19 protein-coding genes are annotated in these 16291 nt (G+C 68.3%); 11 read left to right on the plus strand and 8 right to left on the minus strand.

Translation table 11 applies throughout. From position 1 onward, the window contains the following. Positions 1-132 precede the first annotated feature (132 nt). Positions 133-618 (plus strand): hypothetical protein, encoded by a 486-nt coding sequence (locus DDE23_RS24345; protein WP_107751710.1) that lies wholly within the window; start codon positions 133-135, stop codon positions 616-618. 51 nt (positions 619-669) lie between these two features. Here DDE23_RS24345 and DDE23_RS24350 read toward each other — a convergent pair whose 3' ends face one another. Further along, positions 670-1035, minus strand: a complete 366-nt coding sequence (locus DDE23_RS24350; protein WP_107751709.1) for a winged helix-turn-helix transcriptional regulator — start codon at positions 1033-1035, stop codon at positions 670-672. A 123-nt stretch (positions 1036-1158) separates the two neighbouring features. Here DDE23_RS24350 and DDE23_RS24355 point away from each other — a divergent pair, with 123 nt between their 5' ends. From DDE23_RS24355 to DDE23_RS24375, 5 genes are all read left to right on the plus strand, one after another. After that, entirely contained in the window at positions 1159-1791 is a 633-nt protein-coding gene (locus DDE23_RS24355) for a nitroreductase family protein (RefSeq protein ID WP_107751708.1), read from the plus strand. 216 nt (positions 1792-2007) lie between these two features. Beyond that, positions 2008-3681 (plus strand): 30S ribosomal protein S1, encoded by a 1674-nt coding sequence (gene rpsA / locus DDE23_RS24360; RefSeq protein ID WP_238150105.1) that lies wholly within the window; start codon positions 2008-2010, stop codon positions 3679-3681. A 267-nt stretch (positions 3682-3948) separates the two neighbouring features. Next, the gene (gene ihfB, locus DDE23_RS24365; RefSeq protein WP_107751706.1) at positions 3949-4236 is read left to right on the plus strand and encodes an integration host factor subunit beta; all 288 of its coding nucleotides are present in this window, start codon (positions 3949-3951) and stop codon (positions 4234-4236) included. 18 nt (positions 4237-4254) lie between these two features. After that, positions 4255-4620, plus strand: a complete 366-nt coding sequence (locus DDE23_RS24370) for a lipopolysaccharide assembly protein LapA domain-containing protein (RefSeq protein WP_107751705.1) — start codon at positions 4255-4257, stop codon at positions 4618-4620. 7 nt (positions 4621-4627) lie between these two features. Then, a complete protein-coding gene (locus DDE23_RS24375; protein WP_107751704.1) occupies positions 4628-5272 on the plus strand; it encodes a phosphoribosylanthranilate isomerase in 645 nt (214 codons plus the stop codon). 63 nt (positions 5273-5335) lie between these two features. Here DDE23_RS24375 and DDE23_RS24380 read toward each other — a convergent pair whose 3' ends face one another. Both DDE23_RS24380 and DDE23_RS24385 read right to left on the minus strand, forming a co-directional pair. Beyond that, positions 5336-6115: a DUF4394 domain-containing protein gene (locus DDE23_RS24380; protein ID WP_107751703.1), complete on the minus strand. Its 780-nt coding sequence runs from the start codon at positions 6113-6115 to the stop codon at positions 5336-5338. 126 nt (positions 6116-6241) lie between these two features. After that, entirely contained in the window at positions 6242-6517 is a 276-nt protein-coding gene (locus DDE23_RS24385) for a hypothetical protein (protein ID WP_107751702.1), read from the minus strand. Between the two features lie 203 nt (positions 6518-6720). Between DDE23_RS24385 and trpB the strand changes: the two genes are divergently transcribed. Next, on the plus strand, positions 6721-7953 hold the full coding sequence (trpB, locus tag DDE23_RS24390; protein WP_107751701.1) for a tryptophan synthase subunit beta: 1233 nt from the start codon (positions 6721-6723) through the stop codon (positions 7951-7953). A gap of 138 nt (positions 7954-8091) precedes the next feature. After that, complete coding sequence (locus DDE23_RS24395) at positions 8092-8394, plus strand: hypothetical protein (protein ID WP_107751700.1); 303 nt, start codon at positions 8092-8094, stop codon at positions 8392-8394. 6 nt (positions 8395-8400) lie between these two features. Here the strand turns inward: DDE23_RS24395 and DDE23_RS24400 are convergent, their stop codons facing one another. The 5 genes from DDE23_RS24400 to DDE23_RS24415 form a co-directional block, all read right to left on the minus strand. Then, positions 8401-8796, minus strand: a complete 396-nt coding sequence (locus DDE23_RS24400) for a group III truncated hemoglobin (RefSeq protein ID WP_107751699.1) — start codon at positions 8794-8796, stop codon at positions 8401-8403. 60 nt (positions 8797-8856) lie between these two features. Continuing rightward, the gene (locus tag DDE23_RS24405; protein ID WP_107751698.1) at positions 8857-9237 is read right to left on the minus strand and encodes a DUF2237 family protein; all 381 of its coding nucleotides are present in this window, start codon (positions 9235-9237) and stop codon (positions 8857-8859) included. Between the two features lie 7 nt (positions 9238-9244). After that, on the minus strand, positions 9245-9415 hold the full coding sequence (locus DDE23_RS25255) for a hypothetical protein (RefSeq protein WP_157958118.1): 171 nt from the start codon (positions 9413-9415) through the stop codon (positions 9245-9247). A 78-nt stretch (positions 9416-9493) separates the two neighbouring features. After that, positions 9494-9739, minus strand: a complete 246-nt coding sequence (locus DDE23_RS24410; protein WP_107751697.1) for a CDGSH iron-sulfur domain-containing protein — start codon at positions 9737-9739, stop codon at positions 9494-9496. Between the two features lie 31 nt (positions 9740-9770). Next, on the minus strand, positions 9771-10937 hold the full coding sequence (locus DDE23_RS24415) for a serine hydrolase domain-containing protein (protein ID WP_107751696.1): 1167 nt from the start codon (positions 10935-10937) through the stop codon (positions 9771-9773). 190 nt (positions 10938-11127) lie between these two features. Here DDE23_RS24415 and DDE23_RS24420 point away from each other — a divergent pair, with 190 nt between their 5' ends. The 3 genes from DDE23_RS24420 (at position 11128) to DDE23_RS24430 (ending at position 16054) form a co-directional block, all read left to right on the plus strand. Next, the gene (locus DDE23_RS24420; protein WP_107751695.1) at positions 11128-12066 is read left to right on the plus strand and encodes a class I SAM-dependent methyltransferase; all 939 of its coding nucleotides are present in this window, start codon (positions 11128-11130) and stop codon (positions 12064-12066) included. A 177-nt stretch (positions 12067-12243) separates the two neighbouring features. Next, a protein-coding gene (locus DDE23_RS24425) for an IS5 family transposase (protein ID WP_107751694.1) occupies positions 12244-13031 on the plus strand; the annotation gives its coding sequence in 2 pieces (ribosomal slippage) (positions 12244-12583 and positions 12583-13031; 789 coding nt in all). 239 nt (positions 13032-13270) lie between these two features. Then, a complete protein-coding gene (locus tag DDE23_RS24430; RefSeq protein ID WP_107751693.1) occupies positions 13271-16054 on the plus strand; it encodes a [protein-PII] uridylyltransferase family protein in 2784 nt (927 codons plus the stop codon). Positions 16055-16291: the final 237 nt, after the last annotated feature.

A 16291-nucleotide genomic window follows, 5' to 3' on the forward strand; every position in this document is an offset into this window, starting at 1 on the left:
CTTAGCACCGGGACGGCCTCTGCCTAGCCCCTGGTGCAGGGGCCGGTGGCGCGCGCGGGGACGTGATTTTACCACCGGGCGCGGCGCTGGCAGGCTGCGGAGGGCGGCCGTCCCGGCCGGGCGGAGGGGTGGATGACACGGGCTTGGAGGATCGGGATCGCGGCAGGGCTGGCGCTGGGGGCGCCCGCCCTGGCCGAGGAGGCCGCGCTGGTCGCCTATGGCAGCCGGGCCGGGATGGCGGTGAGTGTGCTGTCGGCGCAGGGCATCGACAGCGAAGCGGCCGAGGTCCGCGTCGCCCATACGCCCGAGAATGCGCGGGCCTTCTGCACGCTCTATGTCATGGATCCGTCCGAGGCCTGCGTGACGGCGACGCTGGCCGATGTCGCGGGCTGGGTCGGTGACCGGATCGCGGGCGATTGCCGGACCGGCGTCTTCACCGGGCTCTGGGGCGGAGAGATGCGCTTTCTGGGGCGGCTTCCTCAGCGCACCGAATTCGGCGCCGACTGGGATTTCCGCGAGGAAGGCAGCGACTCGCCGCTCGATGGCACCACGGCCAGCGGCTATGGCGTGGTGCTGGACCAGTTCCGGGCGATCTGCCCGGCGCGGCTGGCCGACTGAGCCCGCCGCGGCCGGGGTCTTGACCACGGCGGGGCAGGGCGCGCGCGCCCGTCAGGCGTGATCGGCGGCGTCGAAATCGACCCGGGCCGCGTCGATCCGGTCGAGGTTCTCCAGCGCCCAATCGGCCAGCGCCCGCACCGGCTGGCGCAGGCTGTGGCCAAGCGGCGTGAGTTCGTATTCGACCCGGGGCGGGATCTCGGGGAAGTAATGCCGCAAGATCAGCCCGTCGCGTTCGAGGTTGCGCAGCGTCAGGCTCAGCATCCGCTGGGAAATGCCCAGCTCGCGCTTGAGCGCGTTGAACCGCACCCGCCCGTCGCGCAGCGCATAGATCACCAGCACGCTCCAGCGGTCGCCGACGCGCGACAGCACGTCGTTGATGCGCTGGCATTGGCCAGTGCCGTGGATCACGTCCTTCATGGCGGTTCCCTTCCTGTGACCGGGTTCCCCCGATGTGCCTTCTTGAAGCCCTCTGACGGTATCACATATCCACCCGGTTACAAATCAATACTACCCCGGACCGGGGGATGAAGGAGAAGACCCATGCTGATCGACCGGCTCAACTGGCGCTATGCCACCAAGAAGATGGACCCCAGCCGCGCCGTGCCTGAGGAGGCCGTCGAGCGCATCCTCGAAGCCGCGCGTCTGGCGCCGACCTCGAGCGGGCTGCAGCCCTTCGAGATCATCGTGGTGACGAACCCCGAGACCCGCGCCCAGCTGCGCGCCGCCGCCTATGACCAGGCGCAGATCACCGATGGCTCGCATGTCCTCGTCTTCGCCGCCTGGGACAATTACACCGACGCCCGCATCGACGCCGTGGTCGAGCAGATGGGCGCCGAGCGTGGCGGCGTCTCGGAGGCGCTGACCGCCTATTACGACCGGCTGAAGGGCATGTATCTGCCCCGCACGGCCGAGGAGAATTACCACCACGCCGCCCGCCAGGCCTATATCGCCTTCTCGGCCGCGGTGACCGCCGCCGCCTTCGAGGAGGTCGACGCGACCCCGATGGAGGGTTTCGACGCCGACAGGGTCGACGAGATTCTGGGCCTGCGCGCGCGCGGCCTGCGCTCGGTCACGCTGCTGCCGCTGGGCTACCGCGACGCCTCGGGCGACTGGTTGCTCGGCCAGAAGAAGGTCCGCCGTCCGCTGGACAGCCTGGTGACCCGCGTCGCCTGAGGAAATTCGGGGGAAAAGGGGCGGCCGGGGACCGCTGCGGGGCCGGGTTTTTCCTTGCCATGCTGGTATCGCGGGTCTATAGCCGCCTCCATCCCGAGGCCTGGTTGCAACGGGCGTCCCCGAGGGGCGTCCGTTTCGCCATGAGGACCCGGGCAGTCAAAGACCGGCGGAGCCAACCGTCAGGCCAGTGAAACAGACCCAAAGGAACTGATCTATATGACCAATGCTATGGCTGAATTCGAGGCCCTTCTCAACGAGAGCCTCGAGATCGACACCCCCCAGGAAGGGACGGTTGTCAAAGGTCGGGTTATCGCCATCGAGGCGGGCCAGGCCATCATCGACGTCGGCTACAAGATGGAAGGCCGCGTCGATCTGAAAGAATTCGCGAACCCCGGCGAGGCCCCCGAAGTCGCCATCGGCGACGAGGTCGAGGTCTATCTGGAGCGCGTCGAGAACGCCCGCGGCGAAGCCGTGGTGAGCCGCGAGAAGGCCCGCCGCGAAGCCGCCTGGGACCGCCTCGAGAAAGCCTTCGAGAAAGAACTGCGCGTCGACGGCGCGATCTTCGGCCGCGTCAAGGGCGGGTTCACCGTCGATCTGGGCGGCGCTGTCGCGTTCCTGCCCGGCTCGCAGGTTGACGTGCGCCCCGTGCGCGATGCGGGCCCCCTGATGGGTCTGAAGCAGCCGTTCCAGATCCTGAAAATGGACCGTCGCCGCGGCAACATCGTCGTCTCGCGCCGCGCCATCCTGGAAGAGAGCCGCGCCGAACAGCGCGCCGAAGTCATCGGCAAGCTGGCCGAAGGCCAGGTGCTGGATGGCGTCGTCAAGAACATCACCGAATACGGTGCGTTCGTTGACCTCGGCGGTGTCGACGGCCTGCTGCACGTCACCGACATGGCCTGGCGCCGCATCAACCACCCGTCCGAAGTCCTGTCGATCGGCCAGAGCCTCAAGGTTCAGGTCATCAAGATCAACAAGGAAACCCACCGCATCAGCCTCGGCATCAAGCAGCTGCAGGCGGATCCGTGGGATTCGGTCGAGCGCAGCTACCCGCTGGGTTCGGTGCACAAGGGCCGCGTGACCAACATCACCGACTACGGCGCGTTCGTCGAGCTGGAGCCGGGTGTCGAGGGTCTGGTCCACGTCTCGGAAATGAGCTGGACCAAGAAGAACGTGCACCCCGGCAAGATCGTGTCGACCTCGCAAGAAGTCGAAGTCATGGTCCTGGAAATCGACTCGGCCAAGCGCCGCGTCTCGCTCGGCCTCAAGCAGACCCAGCGCAATCCGTGGGAAGTCTTCGCCGAGAACCACCCCTCGGGCTCGACCATCGAGGGCGAAGTCAAGAACATCACCGAATTCGGTCTGTTCATCGGCCTGGACGGCGACATCGACGGCATGGTTCACCTCAGCGACCTGTCGTGGGACCAGCGCGGCGAAGAAGCCATCCAGCAGTACCGCAAGGGCGACATGGTTCAGGCCTCGGTTCTGGAAGTCGACGTCGAGCGTGAGCGCATCTCGCTCTCGATCAAGGCTCTGGGCGCCGACACCTTCTCGGAAGCGATCGACGGCGTGAAGCGCGGTTCGGTCATCACCGTCGAGGTCACCGCCATCGAAGACGGCGGCATCGAGGTCGACTACAACGGCATGAAGTCCTTCATCCGCCGTTCGGATCTGGCCCGCGACCGTGCCGACCAGCGCCCCGAGCGCTTCGGCGTCGGCGACAAGGTCGATGTCCGCGTCACCTCGGTCGATTCGAAGACCCGCAAGCTGGGTCTGTCGATCAAGGCGCGCGAGATCGCCGAAGAGAAGGAAGCCGTCGAGCAGTATGGCTCGTCGGATGCCGGTGCTTCGCTGGGCGACATCCTCGGCGCCGCGCTGCGCGGCAACAACTGATCGGCTCAGGCCTGATCGCCAATCCCGGAGGGCCCCGTCGAAAGGCGGGGCCCTTTGCCATCGGGCGGTGATTCGCCCGGCCCGGCCCGACCGGGCCCTCGCCCGGGGCCCAGGATGGCGGCAGCGCCGGGCTTCTTTCGGCGCAAACATGCGGATTCGTGCAGTTTTCATTGTGCCCGCCGGAAACTGGCCTATAGTCAGAACCTCGCCAAGGCGCCCCACAGAAGCGCCCTTTCACACCATCTGTTGCCACCTGGGGGGGAGGCGATGATCCGTTCGGAACTGATCCAGAAGCTTGCCGAGGCCAATCCGCATCTCTACCAGCGCGACGTCGAGCGCATCGTGAATACTTTCTTCGACGAGATCATCGAAGCCCTCGCCCGCGGCGAGCGGGTCGAGCTGCGCGGGTTCGGCGCCTTCTCGGTGAAACAGCGCGATGCCCGCACCGGCCGGAACCCACGCACCGGCGAGACCGTCGATGTCGATGAAAAATGCGTGCCCTTCTTCAAGACCGGCAAGCTTTTGCGCGACCGGCTCAATGGACAGGCCGAGTAACCCTCGGCCCGATAGAGTATGAAATACCTACGCTACGCCCTTCTTGCCGTCGTTCTGGTGCTTTGCGTCACGGTGGCGCTGGCCAATCGTGAGCCGGTGACGCTGGCGCTCTGGCCCGATACCGTCAGCGCCTTCATCGGTTTCGGCTATGCCGTGACGCTGCCGCTTTTCGCCATCGTCGGACTGGCGGCGGGGCTGGGGCTGTTGCTGGGGCTGGTCTGGGAATGGCTGCGCGAGCGTGGCCAGCGGGTCGAGGCCAAGAAGAACCGGCGCGAGCTGGACCGGCTGCGCGCCGACAGCAACCCGGCTCCGGCGCCTGCCGCCGCCAATACCGCTGCGCCGCGCGACCGGGTGCTGGCGATCCTCGACGACAAGGAGCCGTGACGGCACCATGACGGCCGAGGTTCGGGTCAAGATCTGCGGGCTGACGCGGCCGCAGGATGTCGATGCCGTGGTGACGGCGGGGGCTGCTTACGGCGGCCTCGTCTTCTTCGCGAAATCCCCCCGCGCGGTGACGATCCCGCAGGCGCGCGACCTGGCGCTGGCCTTTCCGGCCGGGCTGGCGCGGGTCGGGCTGTTCGTCGATCCCACGGATGAGTTCCTCGATGCCGTGCTGGCCGAGGTGCCGCTCGACATCCTGCAACTGCATGGCAAGGAAAGCCCCGAGCGGGTGGCGGCGCTGCGCGCCCGGCATGGGCTGCCGGTGATGAAGGCGGTGGGCGTGGCCTCGGCCGAGGATCTGCCGGCGCTGGCCGTCTATGGCCGGGTCGCGGATATGCTGCTGGTCGATGCCAAGGCGCCCAAGGACGCGGTGCTGCCGGGCGGCAACGGGCTGGCCTTCGACTGGCGGCTGATCGCCGGACGGCGCTGGCCGGTGCCGTGGATGCTGGCCGGGGGCCTCACCCCCGAGAACGTGCGCGACGCCATCGCCCTGACCGGCGCGCGGCAGGTCGATGTGTCGTCGGGCGTGGAAAGCGCGCCGGGGGTCAAGGACGCCGGGGCCATCGCCCGGTTCACCCGCGCCGCCACGGAATAGGAAAAGGGCGGACCCGAAGGTCCGCCCTTTCCGCCCTTTCAGGCTACCCTTTGGGGGAAGGGATCACATCGGCGGGACGACGGTCATGTCGCGGACCTCGCCGTCGACGCCCTGCAGCTCCCACGAGCCGGTGACGGCGCCGGTTTCCAGATCGACCGAATGCAGCCCGCCATTGGCGATCAGCCAGGCCGAATTGTCATCGACCGCCGCGGCGTAGATGTCGAAGGCGATCGGGCCCTCGATCTCGGCGCCCAGCATGCCGACGGCCATGTTGGTGCCGTCGTTCGGCGGGTTCTGGCGCAGCAGCGCGCTCATCGCCGTGTCGATGTTGTACATCGCCGTGGCCTCGGGCCGGCCGACCGAGTTGGTATAGGCGGTGCCGCCCACCATCGGGGTCTCCGAGGCATGCTCGCCATCGGCGGCGAAATGCAGCGCGCCGTCAACCATCACCGCGCCGGTGCCCAGGTTGACGCGGTGGTTCACGGTGCCCGACATGAAGCGCAGCGCATCGGCGGCGGGGTTGATGTCGACGATCACCGCCGCGCCATCGGCGATTTCCAGGGGCGTGTCCATGGTGACGATGTCGGTCGTCTCACCCGAGGTCCAGTCGATGGAGACGACGCGCCAATCCTCGGTTACGCCGATCAGCTGCTGGGTGTTGGGGCGCCAGTCGATGCCGAGCAGACGACCCTCGACGGCGACGTCGAGCGAGCCGGTGGCGGTGGCATTGGCGGGGTCGATCATGACGAGCGTGTTATCGCCGGTCAGCGCGACGACGCTCTGGGCCGAGGCGGCACCGGCGGTCATCAGGGCGGCGGCGGAAACGGACAAAAGCAAACGCATGAGATACCTCTTGTTGGCGTTGTGACAGGGCGGTTGGTCGCCCTTCGCCTTGAGGTACGTATGGATGGCGCAGAAGTTTCACGCCTGGGTTGCCATACCGCGATCACAGACGCGTTATGGCGCGGCTTACTTCTGCACGGCGGCGGTGGTGGTGGCGACGCGCAGCAGCACGATGCGCCCATAGGCACCCTCGCCCGGGGCGCGGCTTTCATCGGGCGTGACCTTCGAGGCGGGCAGGGGGGACAGCGTGACTTCGCCGCTGACACCGGTGGCGGTGCTGCCGGTTGGCGTCAGGGTCATCACGGCGCTGCCGCTCGACTGGCCGGGGCCATGGACCGCGGCCGCCGCGGCGGCGACGGCGAGGCCGAGGATGAAAGGGGCCAGGATCAGGGGATGCGTCATCTCGATCTCCGGGTTGGTTGGGTCCCCGTCTGGCGCGGGGTGTTGCTTCATATACGCCTGAACATCACGAAGGTTTCACGGCGATGTGAAAAAATTCCGTCGCGGGGGAAAAATCGGCGGCGGGCCGCCGAAATCCGCGGTCATTGCCTTGTTGCAGGGCTGCGGCGAAACACGTAGGCAAGGGCCAAAGGATGGGGGATGGCATGCCTGACGATCTGATGAATTCCTACATGACCGGCCCGGATGAACAGGGCCGTTTCGGCATTTTCGGCGGGCGTTTCGTGAGCGAAACGCTGATGCCGCTGATCCTCGAGCTTGAGGCGCGCTACGAGCATGCCAAGACCGATCCGACCTTCTGGGCCGAGATGGAGGACCTGTGGAAGAACTACGTCGGCCGGCCCTCGCCCCTCTATTACGCGGAACGCCTGACCGAGGAGCTGGGCGGCGCCAAGATCTATCTCAAGCGCGAAGAGCTGAACCACACCGGCGCCCACAAGATCAACAACGTGCTGGGCCAGATCATCCTCGCCCGCCGCATGGGCAAGACGCGGATCATCGCGGAAACCGGCGCGGGTCAGCACGGCGTGGCGACGGCCACGGTCTGCGCCAAGTTCGGGCTCCAGTGCATCGTCTACATGGGCGCGACGGATGTGGAGCGTCAGGCGCCCAACGTGTTCCGCATGAAGCTTCTGGGGGCGGAGGTGGTGCCGGTGACCTCGGGCCGCGGCACGCTGAAAGACGCGATGAACGACGCGCTGCGCGACTGGGTGACCAATGTGCGCGACACCTTCTATTGCATCGGCACGGTGGCGGGGCCGCATCCCTACCCGGCCATGGTCCGCGATTTCCAGTCGATCATCGGCAAGGAAACCCGCTGGCAGCTTGAAGAGCAGGAAGGCCCAGGCCGCCTGCCCGACACGATCATCGCTGCGGTGGGCGGCGGCTCGAACGCCATGGGGCTGTTCCATCCGTTCCTCGATGATCCGTCGGTCAAGATCATCGGCGTCGAGGCCGGCGGCCACGGCGTGGACGACCGCATGGAGCATTGCGCCTCGCTGACCGGCGGTCGCCCGGGCGTGCTGCACGGCAACCGGACGTATCTGTTGCAGGACGAGGACGGGCAGATCCTGGAGGGGCATTCGATCTCGGCCGGGCTCGATTACCCGGGGATCGGGCCGGAGCACTCGTGGCTGCACGACACGGGCCGCGCCGAATACGTCTCGATCACCGATGACGAGGCGCTGGCAGCCTTCCAGCTGCTGTGCCGGACCGAGGGGATCATCCCCGCGCTGGAAAGCTCGCATGCCGTGGCGCATGTGCAGAAGATCGCGCCCGGTCTGCCCAAGGACCATATCATCGTCATCAACCTCTCGGGTCGGGGCGACAAGGACATCTTCACGGTGGCCAAGCACCTCGGCGTCACCATGACGGTCTGACACGGCCCCCCGCCGATCGGCGATTTCGCGCTCGGCGGGTTTCGGGGCAGGGGGACGCTTTGCGGGGAACTGCGGCCTGGGTTCAACGTTCGGTTTGTGACACTCACGAACCCCATGACGAACCAAGGATTGCTACCCATGAAGCGCAGCCTCGCCCCCTTCCTTTTCGCCGCCACCCTTGCCCTGCCGGTCATGGCCCAGACCGGCGCCGCCGGCGTCATGGATCCCGACTCGCTGGTCAGCCAGTTCCAGACCGCCGGTTGGGAATCGGTGGCGATGGAGAGCAACGAGCATTCGATCGAGATCGAGGCCCGGCGCGGCGCGATGGAGATCGAGGTGGTCTATGACCGGGCCACCGGCATGGTCCGCGACCTCGATATCGAGAATATCGACGGCCGCCCGATCACCATTCCGGGTCTGACGCTGACCTCGGCCTCGTAAGATCCGTCAGCGCAGGTTGGGGATGACGCCCTTGCTGGGCTCGACTAGCCCCGACCTCAGCCCCGCGCCGATCCGATGGGCGAGGGCCGACCAGGCCTCGGCCGTCTCTGGCGGCAGGTTGCGGCGCAGCACCATGTCGAAAAGGCCCAGCCAGGGCGTGAACATGCCCGGGCGGACATTACCGGCCTCCTGATGCACCTGCATCGGATTGCCGTCATAGACCCGTTCGAACAGGATCGCGTTGCGCCAGAAGCGGGCGACCTTGGCCTCATGCGCGGGCCAGTCGGTGACATGGGCGGCGAAGACCGGGCCCAGACCCGGATGCTCGCGCACGAAGCTGTAGAAATCGGCTACGACGGTGTCGATCTCTTCGGGCGTGATGGGGAATCGCGGCTGGATCATGGCCCGTTCTAGCGCCGGAGCGGGGCGGAAAGCCAGCGGCAGGTTGTCGCGTGCGGCGAGTCACCCCGTCGCCGCATCCTCGGCGTAAAGGCGCAGGATCGACAGCGGCACGATGTCGAGCGTGCGCAGATGGGTCGCGGCCAGGCGGATCCGGGGCGCCGCGCCCTCGTCATGGGCCTGCAGGAAGCGCGCGGCGCAGAGGCACCAGCGGTCGCCCGGCTTCAGCCCGGCAAAGCCGGACTCGGGCCGGGGCGTCGAGAGGTCATTGCCCAGGTACTTTGACAGGGCCAGGAATTCGGCCGTCATCACCGCGCAGACGGTGTGGCGGCCGTGGTCCTCGGGCCCGGTCTCGCAGCAGCCGGTGCGGTAAAAGCCGGTGACCGGATCGCGCGAACACTCTTCGAGCGCTCCGCCCAGCACATTGATCGAGGCGTCTTTCATCAGCGGGTCAACTCGTCGGCGGGGGCGTGCAGGTGCGGGTGCTGCTGTCGTAGCTGTGCCCCTCGGGGCAGGAGATGGTCTGCGTGCTTTCGCAGGCGTGCTGGGCCCGCACCAGCGTGGGCGCCAGCGTCGCGGCCAGGGCCAGGGTGCTCAGCAGGGTCATCGACGGCATCGTCATGGCGGACCTCCGGAAGGAATGCGCCTGCCCAGCCTAGCATGGAATCGCGCGGCCGGGGCAGTCGATGCGTGCCCGGTCTCACAACCCTTTGTGCGTGCCGTCGCAGAAGGGGCTCCGTGCGCTCTGCTTGCAGCCGCAGAGAAAGGCCTTCTTGCTGGCCTCGGCGGTGAATCTCACCGGGCTGAGGCCGGTCGCCTTGTGCGAGCCGTCGCAAAAGGGCTGAGTCTGCGAGCGTCCGCAGGCGCACCAGAAATAGGTCTTGCCCGCCTCGACCTCGACGGCATAGGGGGCTTTCTGGGCGATGATCGGCGTGGTCTCGGACATGGCTGGCTCCTGAGGGCTGGCGGGTCGGTGGTCAGTTGGCAGAGAGGCTGTCGGCGATGGCGCGGAACAGGGCGATCTTCTCGGTCATCACCCCGGGCGCGGTGAAGCCCCGGTCGGCGCTGTTGACGGCGATCACCACATCGTTGGTGCGGTCGATCCAGATCTCCTGCCCATAGACGCCGCGCGCCCAGACCTCGCCCGCCCGGGCATCGGGCGGCAGCCACCATTGATAGCCGTAGCCGGTGCCGGATTCGGCGGTGAAGGGGCCGGGGGCGGTGCTTTCGGCGATCCAGTCGGCGGGCACGATCTGGCGCCCCTGCCATTCGCCGTTCTGCAGCACCATCTGGCCGATGCGGGCATAATCGCGCGTGGTCAGGTTCAGCCCGCCCAGCACGAAGGCCACGCCCTCGCCATCGGTGACGTAATAGGGATCGCGGTCCAGCCCCAGCGGCTGGAAGATCCGCTCGGACATCAGGTCGGGGATCGAGCGGCCGGTGGCGCCGCGGATCACCATGCCGATGACATGGGTGTCGATCGAGACATATTGCCAGTCGCTGCCCGGGGCCGAGCGGCGCGCGCTCTGCCCGGCGGCGAAGCCGTCCATCGATCCGCCCAGGGCCAGAACCCGGCCCATGCGGTTGATATCGGACCAGAAATCCAGATAGTCCTCGTTGAAGGCGACGCCGGATTCCATGCGCAGCACCTGCCGGATGGTGGCCCCGTCATAGGCCGATTGGCGCAGCGCGGGGGCGTATTGCGTGACCGGCGCGTCGAGGTCGGGGATCGTGCCATCGGCCACCAGCGTACCCAGCAGCAGCGACAGCGCGCTTTTGGCCACCGACCACGAGATGCGCGGATCCCCCTGCGCCGTGCCCAGGCGGTAATCCTCGTAGACGATCTCGCCCCCGTGCAGGACGACGATGCCGGTGACCTGGCGCGCCTCGGCCCAGGCGTCGAAGCCGTCGGGCAGGGTGGCGCGCGGCCCCTCAGGCAGGGGCGAGGGCGTGCCGCCCGCCATGCCGCGGCTGAGGAACAGCGTGTCCATATGCGAGAAGTTCCCGACGATCCGGTCCTCGGCAAAGAGCGAATTGACCGCCATGAGGCGGGTCAGCTCCTCGCGCTTCCAGACCGCCAGCGCGGCCAGTACCAGTATCAGGGCGACAAGGCCCCATCCCAGGCGTCTGAAGATCTTGCGCATTCCGGCGGTCCCCCTTGGCGGGCAGTCTCGCAGGCGGGCGGGCAAAGGCAAGTCCCCCCTTGACGGAATCACCCGCGCCTCTTAGCTGCGCGCTGCGGCGCGGGCCTCGTTGAGGGACCGGGCGCCGTGACCGGACCCGTCGTGCGGCGTGGGCGCCAGCGACCGGTTCCCCATATGAAAGATCAGAGTGATGGCGGCGTGGGGATTGTCCTCGGGCGACCTGATCGTGGACCGGCGATTCGATTTCGCCGAAGGGCTGGCGGCGGGTGGCGACCTGCGCGCCGCGGTTGAATTGTTGACCGAGGCGATGGAGCGGGCGCCCGACTGGCCGGCGGGCTGGTTCCGGCTTGGCGAATGGCACGAGGCACTGGGCGATCCCACGGCGGCGGTGGCGGCCTGGGACCGGGCACTCAGGGCCGATCCCGGGGACCGGCTGGGGGCCGGGCTGAAGCGCGACCTCGCCCGGCGGGTGCCGGTGGCCGAGGCGATGCCCGCGGCCTTCGTCGAGGCGCTCTTCGACCAATACGCGCCGAGTTTCGACACGGCGCTGGTCGACAAGCTGGGCTACCGCGCGCCCTGGCTCTTGCGCGACGCGCTGGCGGGGCGGCATTTCGGCCGGGCGATGGATCTGGGCTGCGGCACCGGGCTGGCTGGCGAGGCCTTTCGCGGGGCGGTCGACTGGCTCGAGGGCTGCGATATCTCGGCGGCGATGCTGGGGCAGGCGCAGGCCAAGGGGATCTACGACCGGCTGGAAAAGGCGGATCTGGCGGCGCTGGAGGTCGGAGCACGCTTCGACCTGATCCTCGCGGCCGATGTCTTTGTCTATCTGGGGGCGCTGGAACGGATCGTCGCCTGGTGCGCGGGTTCGCTTGAGCCGGGGGGCGTTCTGGCTTTCACGGTCGAGGCCGGGGAGGAACCGCTCACCCTGCGCGAAAGCCGCCGTTTCGCCCATTCCGCGGGCTATGTCGAGGGGGTGCTGCAGGCGGCCGGGTTCAGCACATTCGCGCGCAAGGAGGCCGTGCTGCGCCAGGACCGGGGCGCGGATATCCGCGGTTTCGTCGTCGTGGCGACCGGGCTTGCGCGGCAGGCCGACCGGCAGGGCGACGGCGAGGGGATGGCGCTGGCCTGACGGGGAGGGAGCGGGGGGCCAGCCCCCCGCACCCCCCGCCAAAGGGGACCCTCGGGCCCCCTTTGGAAACCCCCGAGGATATTTAGAGAACAAAGATGAAGGTCAGGAGGGTGCTAGGTCGTGTTGACAAAAGGGATTCACAGGGTGGGCTGATCGTGATTCAACCTGGTATCTGCGATGGAGACCAGCTTGGCACGAGACCTGATGTCGGACGAAGAATGGGCCTTTCATGAGCGTTTCATTCTGACCGTCCGCGCCCCGAACGGGCGTAAGCCCGTGAACCACCGCCTTGTTCTGGATGGGATTTTCTGGATCGCTCGAACGGGCTCTCCCTGGCGCGACCTGCCGGAAGAGTTCGGGAAATGGTCCAGTGTCTACCGCCAGTTCCGGCGCTGGACCCTGGCCGGGCTGTGGGAACAGATCCTCGAAGCGCTGAACGAAAGCCGGATCGTGCCGGATGCGCTTCAGATGATCGACAGCACCGTGGTCCGCGCCCATCATCAGGCAGCGGGCGCTAAAGGGGGACTCCGCGACAAGGTTTTGGCCGTTCGCGTGGTGGCTTCACGACCAAGATCCATCTGCGCGTCAATGGTGCCGGCCTGCCCATGAGGTCGGACATCAAGCCCGGCCAGACCTCGGACTATTTGGGCTTCGATCTGGTCATGGACAGCAACCTGCCCGAGCCCCGCGTCCTGCTGGCGGATCGTGGCTATGACGCTGACAGGCTTCGCAAAACCATGGAGGATCGCAACGTTGTGCCGGTGATCCCGATGCGAAAATCCCGCAAGCTGCGCGTCGCCATCGACCGCAAACTCTACCGGCTCCGCAACCTCGTCGAGCGGTGCTTCAACAAGCTCAAGAACGCCCGCCGCGTCGCTACCCGTTACGACAAGACCGCCGAAAGCTTCCTCGGCTTCATCGACATCACATCGATCCGCCTCTGGCTCCGCCATTTGTCAACATGACCTAGAACAAAGATGGAAGTTAAGAGGGCGTTAACCCGGCTTCTTTGTTCTACAAATATCCTCGGGGGGTGAATTGGCCGTCAGGCCAAGAGGGGGGGCAGACGGCCCCCCTTCTTCGGCGCGGCGGCACGCCGCGCCGCTGGTCGCCCGAGGCGCCCGCGACAGCGGGCAACGAGGGCGAAACCCCTCTCCCTCCCCTCGGCCGTTGACCTGGCCCCCGGCGCGGGGGCAAATCGGGCATGCAAGATTTCCTCGCCCGACTCACCCGTTCGCCCCTGCCTCATGACCGCGAGGCCGGTGCCGATATCGCCGCCCGTTTCGCCGATCTCGCCCCCGAGGCCCGCGGCCTGCTGGAGGGCACCGCGGGCTGCTCGCCCTTCCTCAAATCCTTGATGGAGCGCGAGGCCGAGTGGTTGCGCGCGGCGCTTTCCGGGGCGCCTGAGGCAGCCTTCGAGGGGATTCTCGCCGGGCTCGTCCCCGAGGCGCCCGCCGCCACCGGCAGCGCGCTCCGGCAGGCCAAGCGGCGTGTCGCGCTGCTCTCGGGGCTCGCGGATCTCGGCGGCGTCTGGTCGCTCGAAGCGGTCACCGGGGCCTTGACCCGTTTCGCCGATCTTGCCGTCCAGCGGGCGCTCGCCACCCATCTGGCCGAGGAGATCCGCCGCGGCAAGATCCCCGGCGCGCAGCCGGGCGACGAGGAGCAGGGCGCGGGCATGGTGGCTTTCGCCATGGGCAAGATGGGGGCGGGCGAGCTCAATTATTCCTCCGACATCGACCTCATCTGCCTTTTCGACGAAAGCCGCTTCGCCCCCGACGATTGGCACGAGGCCCGGCAGGCCTTCATCCGCGCCACCCGCAAGATGGCGTCGATGCTGAACGACCACACCGGTGAGGGCTACGTCTTCCGCACCGACCTCAGGCTGCGCCCCGATGCCAGCGTGACCCCGGTCTGCATCTCGATGGAGGCGGCCGAGCGTTATTACGAGAGTCTCGGCCGCACCTGGGAGCGCGCGGCCTGGATCAAGGCCCGGCCCGCGGCGGGGGATCTGGCGGCGGGCGCGCGGTTCCAGGAGGCGCTCAGGCCCTTCGTCTGGCGCCGGCACCTCGATTTCGCGGCCATTCAGGACGCGCATGACATGATCCGCCGGATCCGCGAGCACAAGGGTCTGGCCGGGGCGCTGGCGCTCGATGGCCACAACCTGAAGCTCGGCCGCGGCGGCATCCGCGAGATCGAGTTCTTCACCCAGACCCGCCAACTGATCGCCGGGGGGCGCGACCCGGATCTGCGGCAGCGTGACACCACGGGCGGGCTGGCGGCGCTGGCGGCGAAGGGCTGGGTGCCCGAGCCGGTGACGGTGGCGCTGACCGGGCTTTACCGGACCCACCGCGAGCTGGAGCATCGCCTGCAGATGGTGCAGGACGCCCAGACCCAGATCCTGCCGAAAACGCCCGAGGATTGGGACCGGCTGGCCCGCTTCTCGGGCGAGGGCGACACCGCCGCCTTCCGCGAGGCGCTGTTCGCGCGGCTCGACCGGGTGACGGCGCTGACCGAGGATTTCTTCCAGCCGGGCGGGGGCGAGGTCGCGCCCCGGCCCAGCCTCAGCGAGCAGCAGCGCGATGTGGTGCGCGGCTGGCGTTCGCTGCCCGCCCTGCGCTCGGCCCGGGCGCAGGAGATCTTCACCCGGCTGGAGCCCGAGATCCTGGCCCGGCTGCTGAAAGCACCGCAGCCCGACGAGGCGATCCTGGGCTTCGACCGCTTCCTCTCGGGCCTGCCCGCCGGGGTGCAGCTGTTCGCGCTGTTCGAGGCCAATCCGACGCTCATCGACCTCCTGGCCGATGTGCTGACCACGGCGCCGGTGCTGGGCCAGTATCTGGCGAGGAACGCGGGGGTGCTGGATGCGGTGATCGGTGGCGGCTTCTTCGCGCCCTGGCCGGGGACGGCGGCGCTGGCCGAGGGGCTGGCGCGGCGGCTCGACGGCGAGGCGGATTACGAGAAGAAGCTCGACGCGGCGCGGGTCTGGATGAAGGAATGGCATTTCCGCATCGGGGTGCATCATCTGCGCGGGCTGGTGGATGCTTTCGAGGCCGCCGGGCAATACGCCGGGCTGGCCGATGCGGTGCTGGCCGGGCTCTGGCCGCTGGTGGCGGCGGAATTCGCCCGCAAGCACGGACCGGCGCCGGGGCGCGGCGCGGTGGTGCTGGGCATGGGCTCGCTGGGGGCGGGGCGGCTCAATGCCGCCTCCGACCTCGACCTCATCGTGATCTATGACGCGGCCGGGCAGGAGGCCTCGGAAGGCCCGCGCCCCCTGGCGGCGCGCGCCTATTTCGCCCGGCTGACGCAGGCGCTGGTGACGGCGCTCTCGGCACCGATGGCGCAGGGGCGGCTCTACGAGGTCGACATGCGGCTCAGGCCCTCCGGGCGGCAGGGGCCGGTCGCGACCTCGTTCGACGCCTTTCGCAGCTATCAGGAGGGCGAGGCCTGGACCTGGGAACATCTGGCGCTGACCCGGGCGCGGCCGGTGGCAGGCTCGGTCGAGCTGGGCGAGGAGGTGGAGCGCTTCCGCCAGACGCTGCTGGCGCAGAAGGCGACCGGCGCCGGGGTGGCGCGCGACGTGGCCGAGATGCGGGGGCGGCTCCGGGCGGCCAAGCCCGGGCAGGGCGGGCTCGAGGCCAAGGACGGGCCGGGGCGGTTGCAGGATATCGAGCTTCTGGCGCAGATGCTGGCGCTGAAAGCGGCCTCCTCCGCCCGGCGCGTCGAGGCGCAGATCGCCGCGGGCAAGCGCGCCGGGCTGATCGCCGGGCCCGCGAGCGAGCGGGTGCTCTCGGCCTACCGGCTGCTCTGGCGCGTGCAATGCGGGCTGCGGCTGCTGGCGCATGGCCCGAGCGAGCCCGAGACACTGGGCGAGGGCGCCCGCGCCTTCCTGCTGCGCGAGGCGGGCGAGGAGGATCTGGACGCCCTGTTGTCCCGGCTCGAGGGGGCGGTGACCGAGGCCGCGGCAATCATCGACGCCGCCTTGGCGGGCTAGGGACGAGGAAGCGGGGGGCCAGCCCCCTCGACTCCCGGCCGCGCCACGGGCGCGGCGTTCGCGGCGAGAGGCGCCACTGGCGCGTTTCCGAGACGCCGCTCACCCCCCGCCAAAGGGGACCCTCGGGCCCCCTTTGGAAACCCCCGAGGATATTTAGAGAACAAAGATGCAAGTTAAGAGGGCGTTAAGCCGCCTTCTTTGCGCTCCAAATATCCTCGGGGGGTGAATTGGCCGTCA

The organism is Pararhodobacter aggregans, from assembly GCF_003075525.1.
Taxonomy (GTDB): domain Bacteria; phylum Pseudomonadota; class Alphaproteobacteria; order Rhodobacterales; family Rhodobacteraceae; genus Pararhodobacter; species Pararhodobacter aggregans.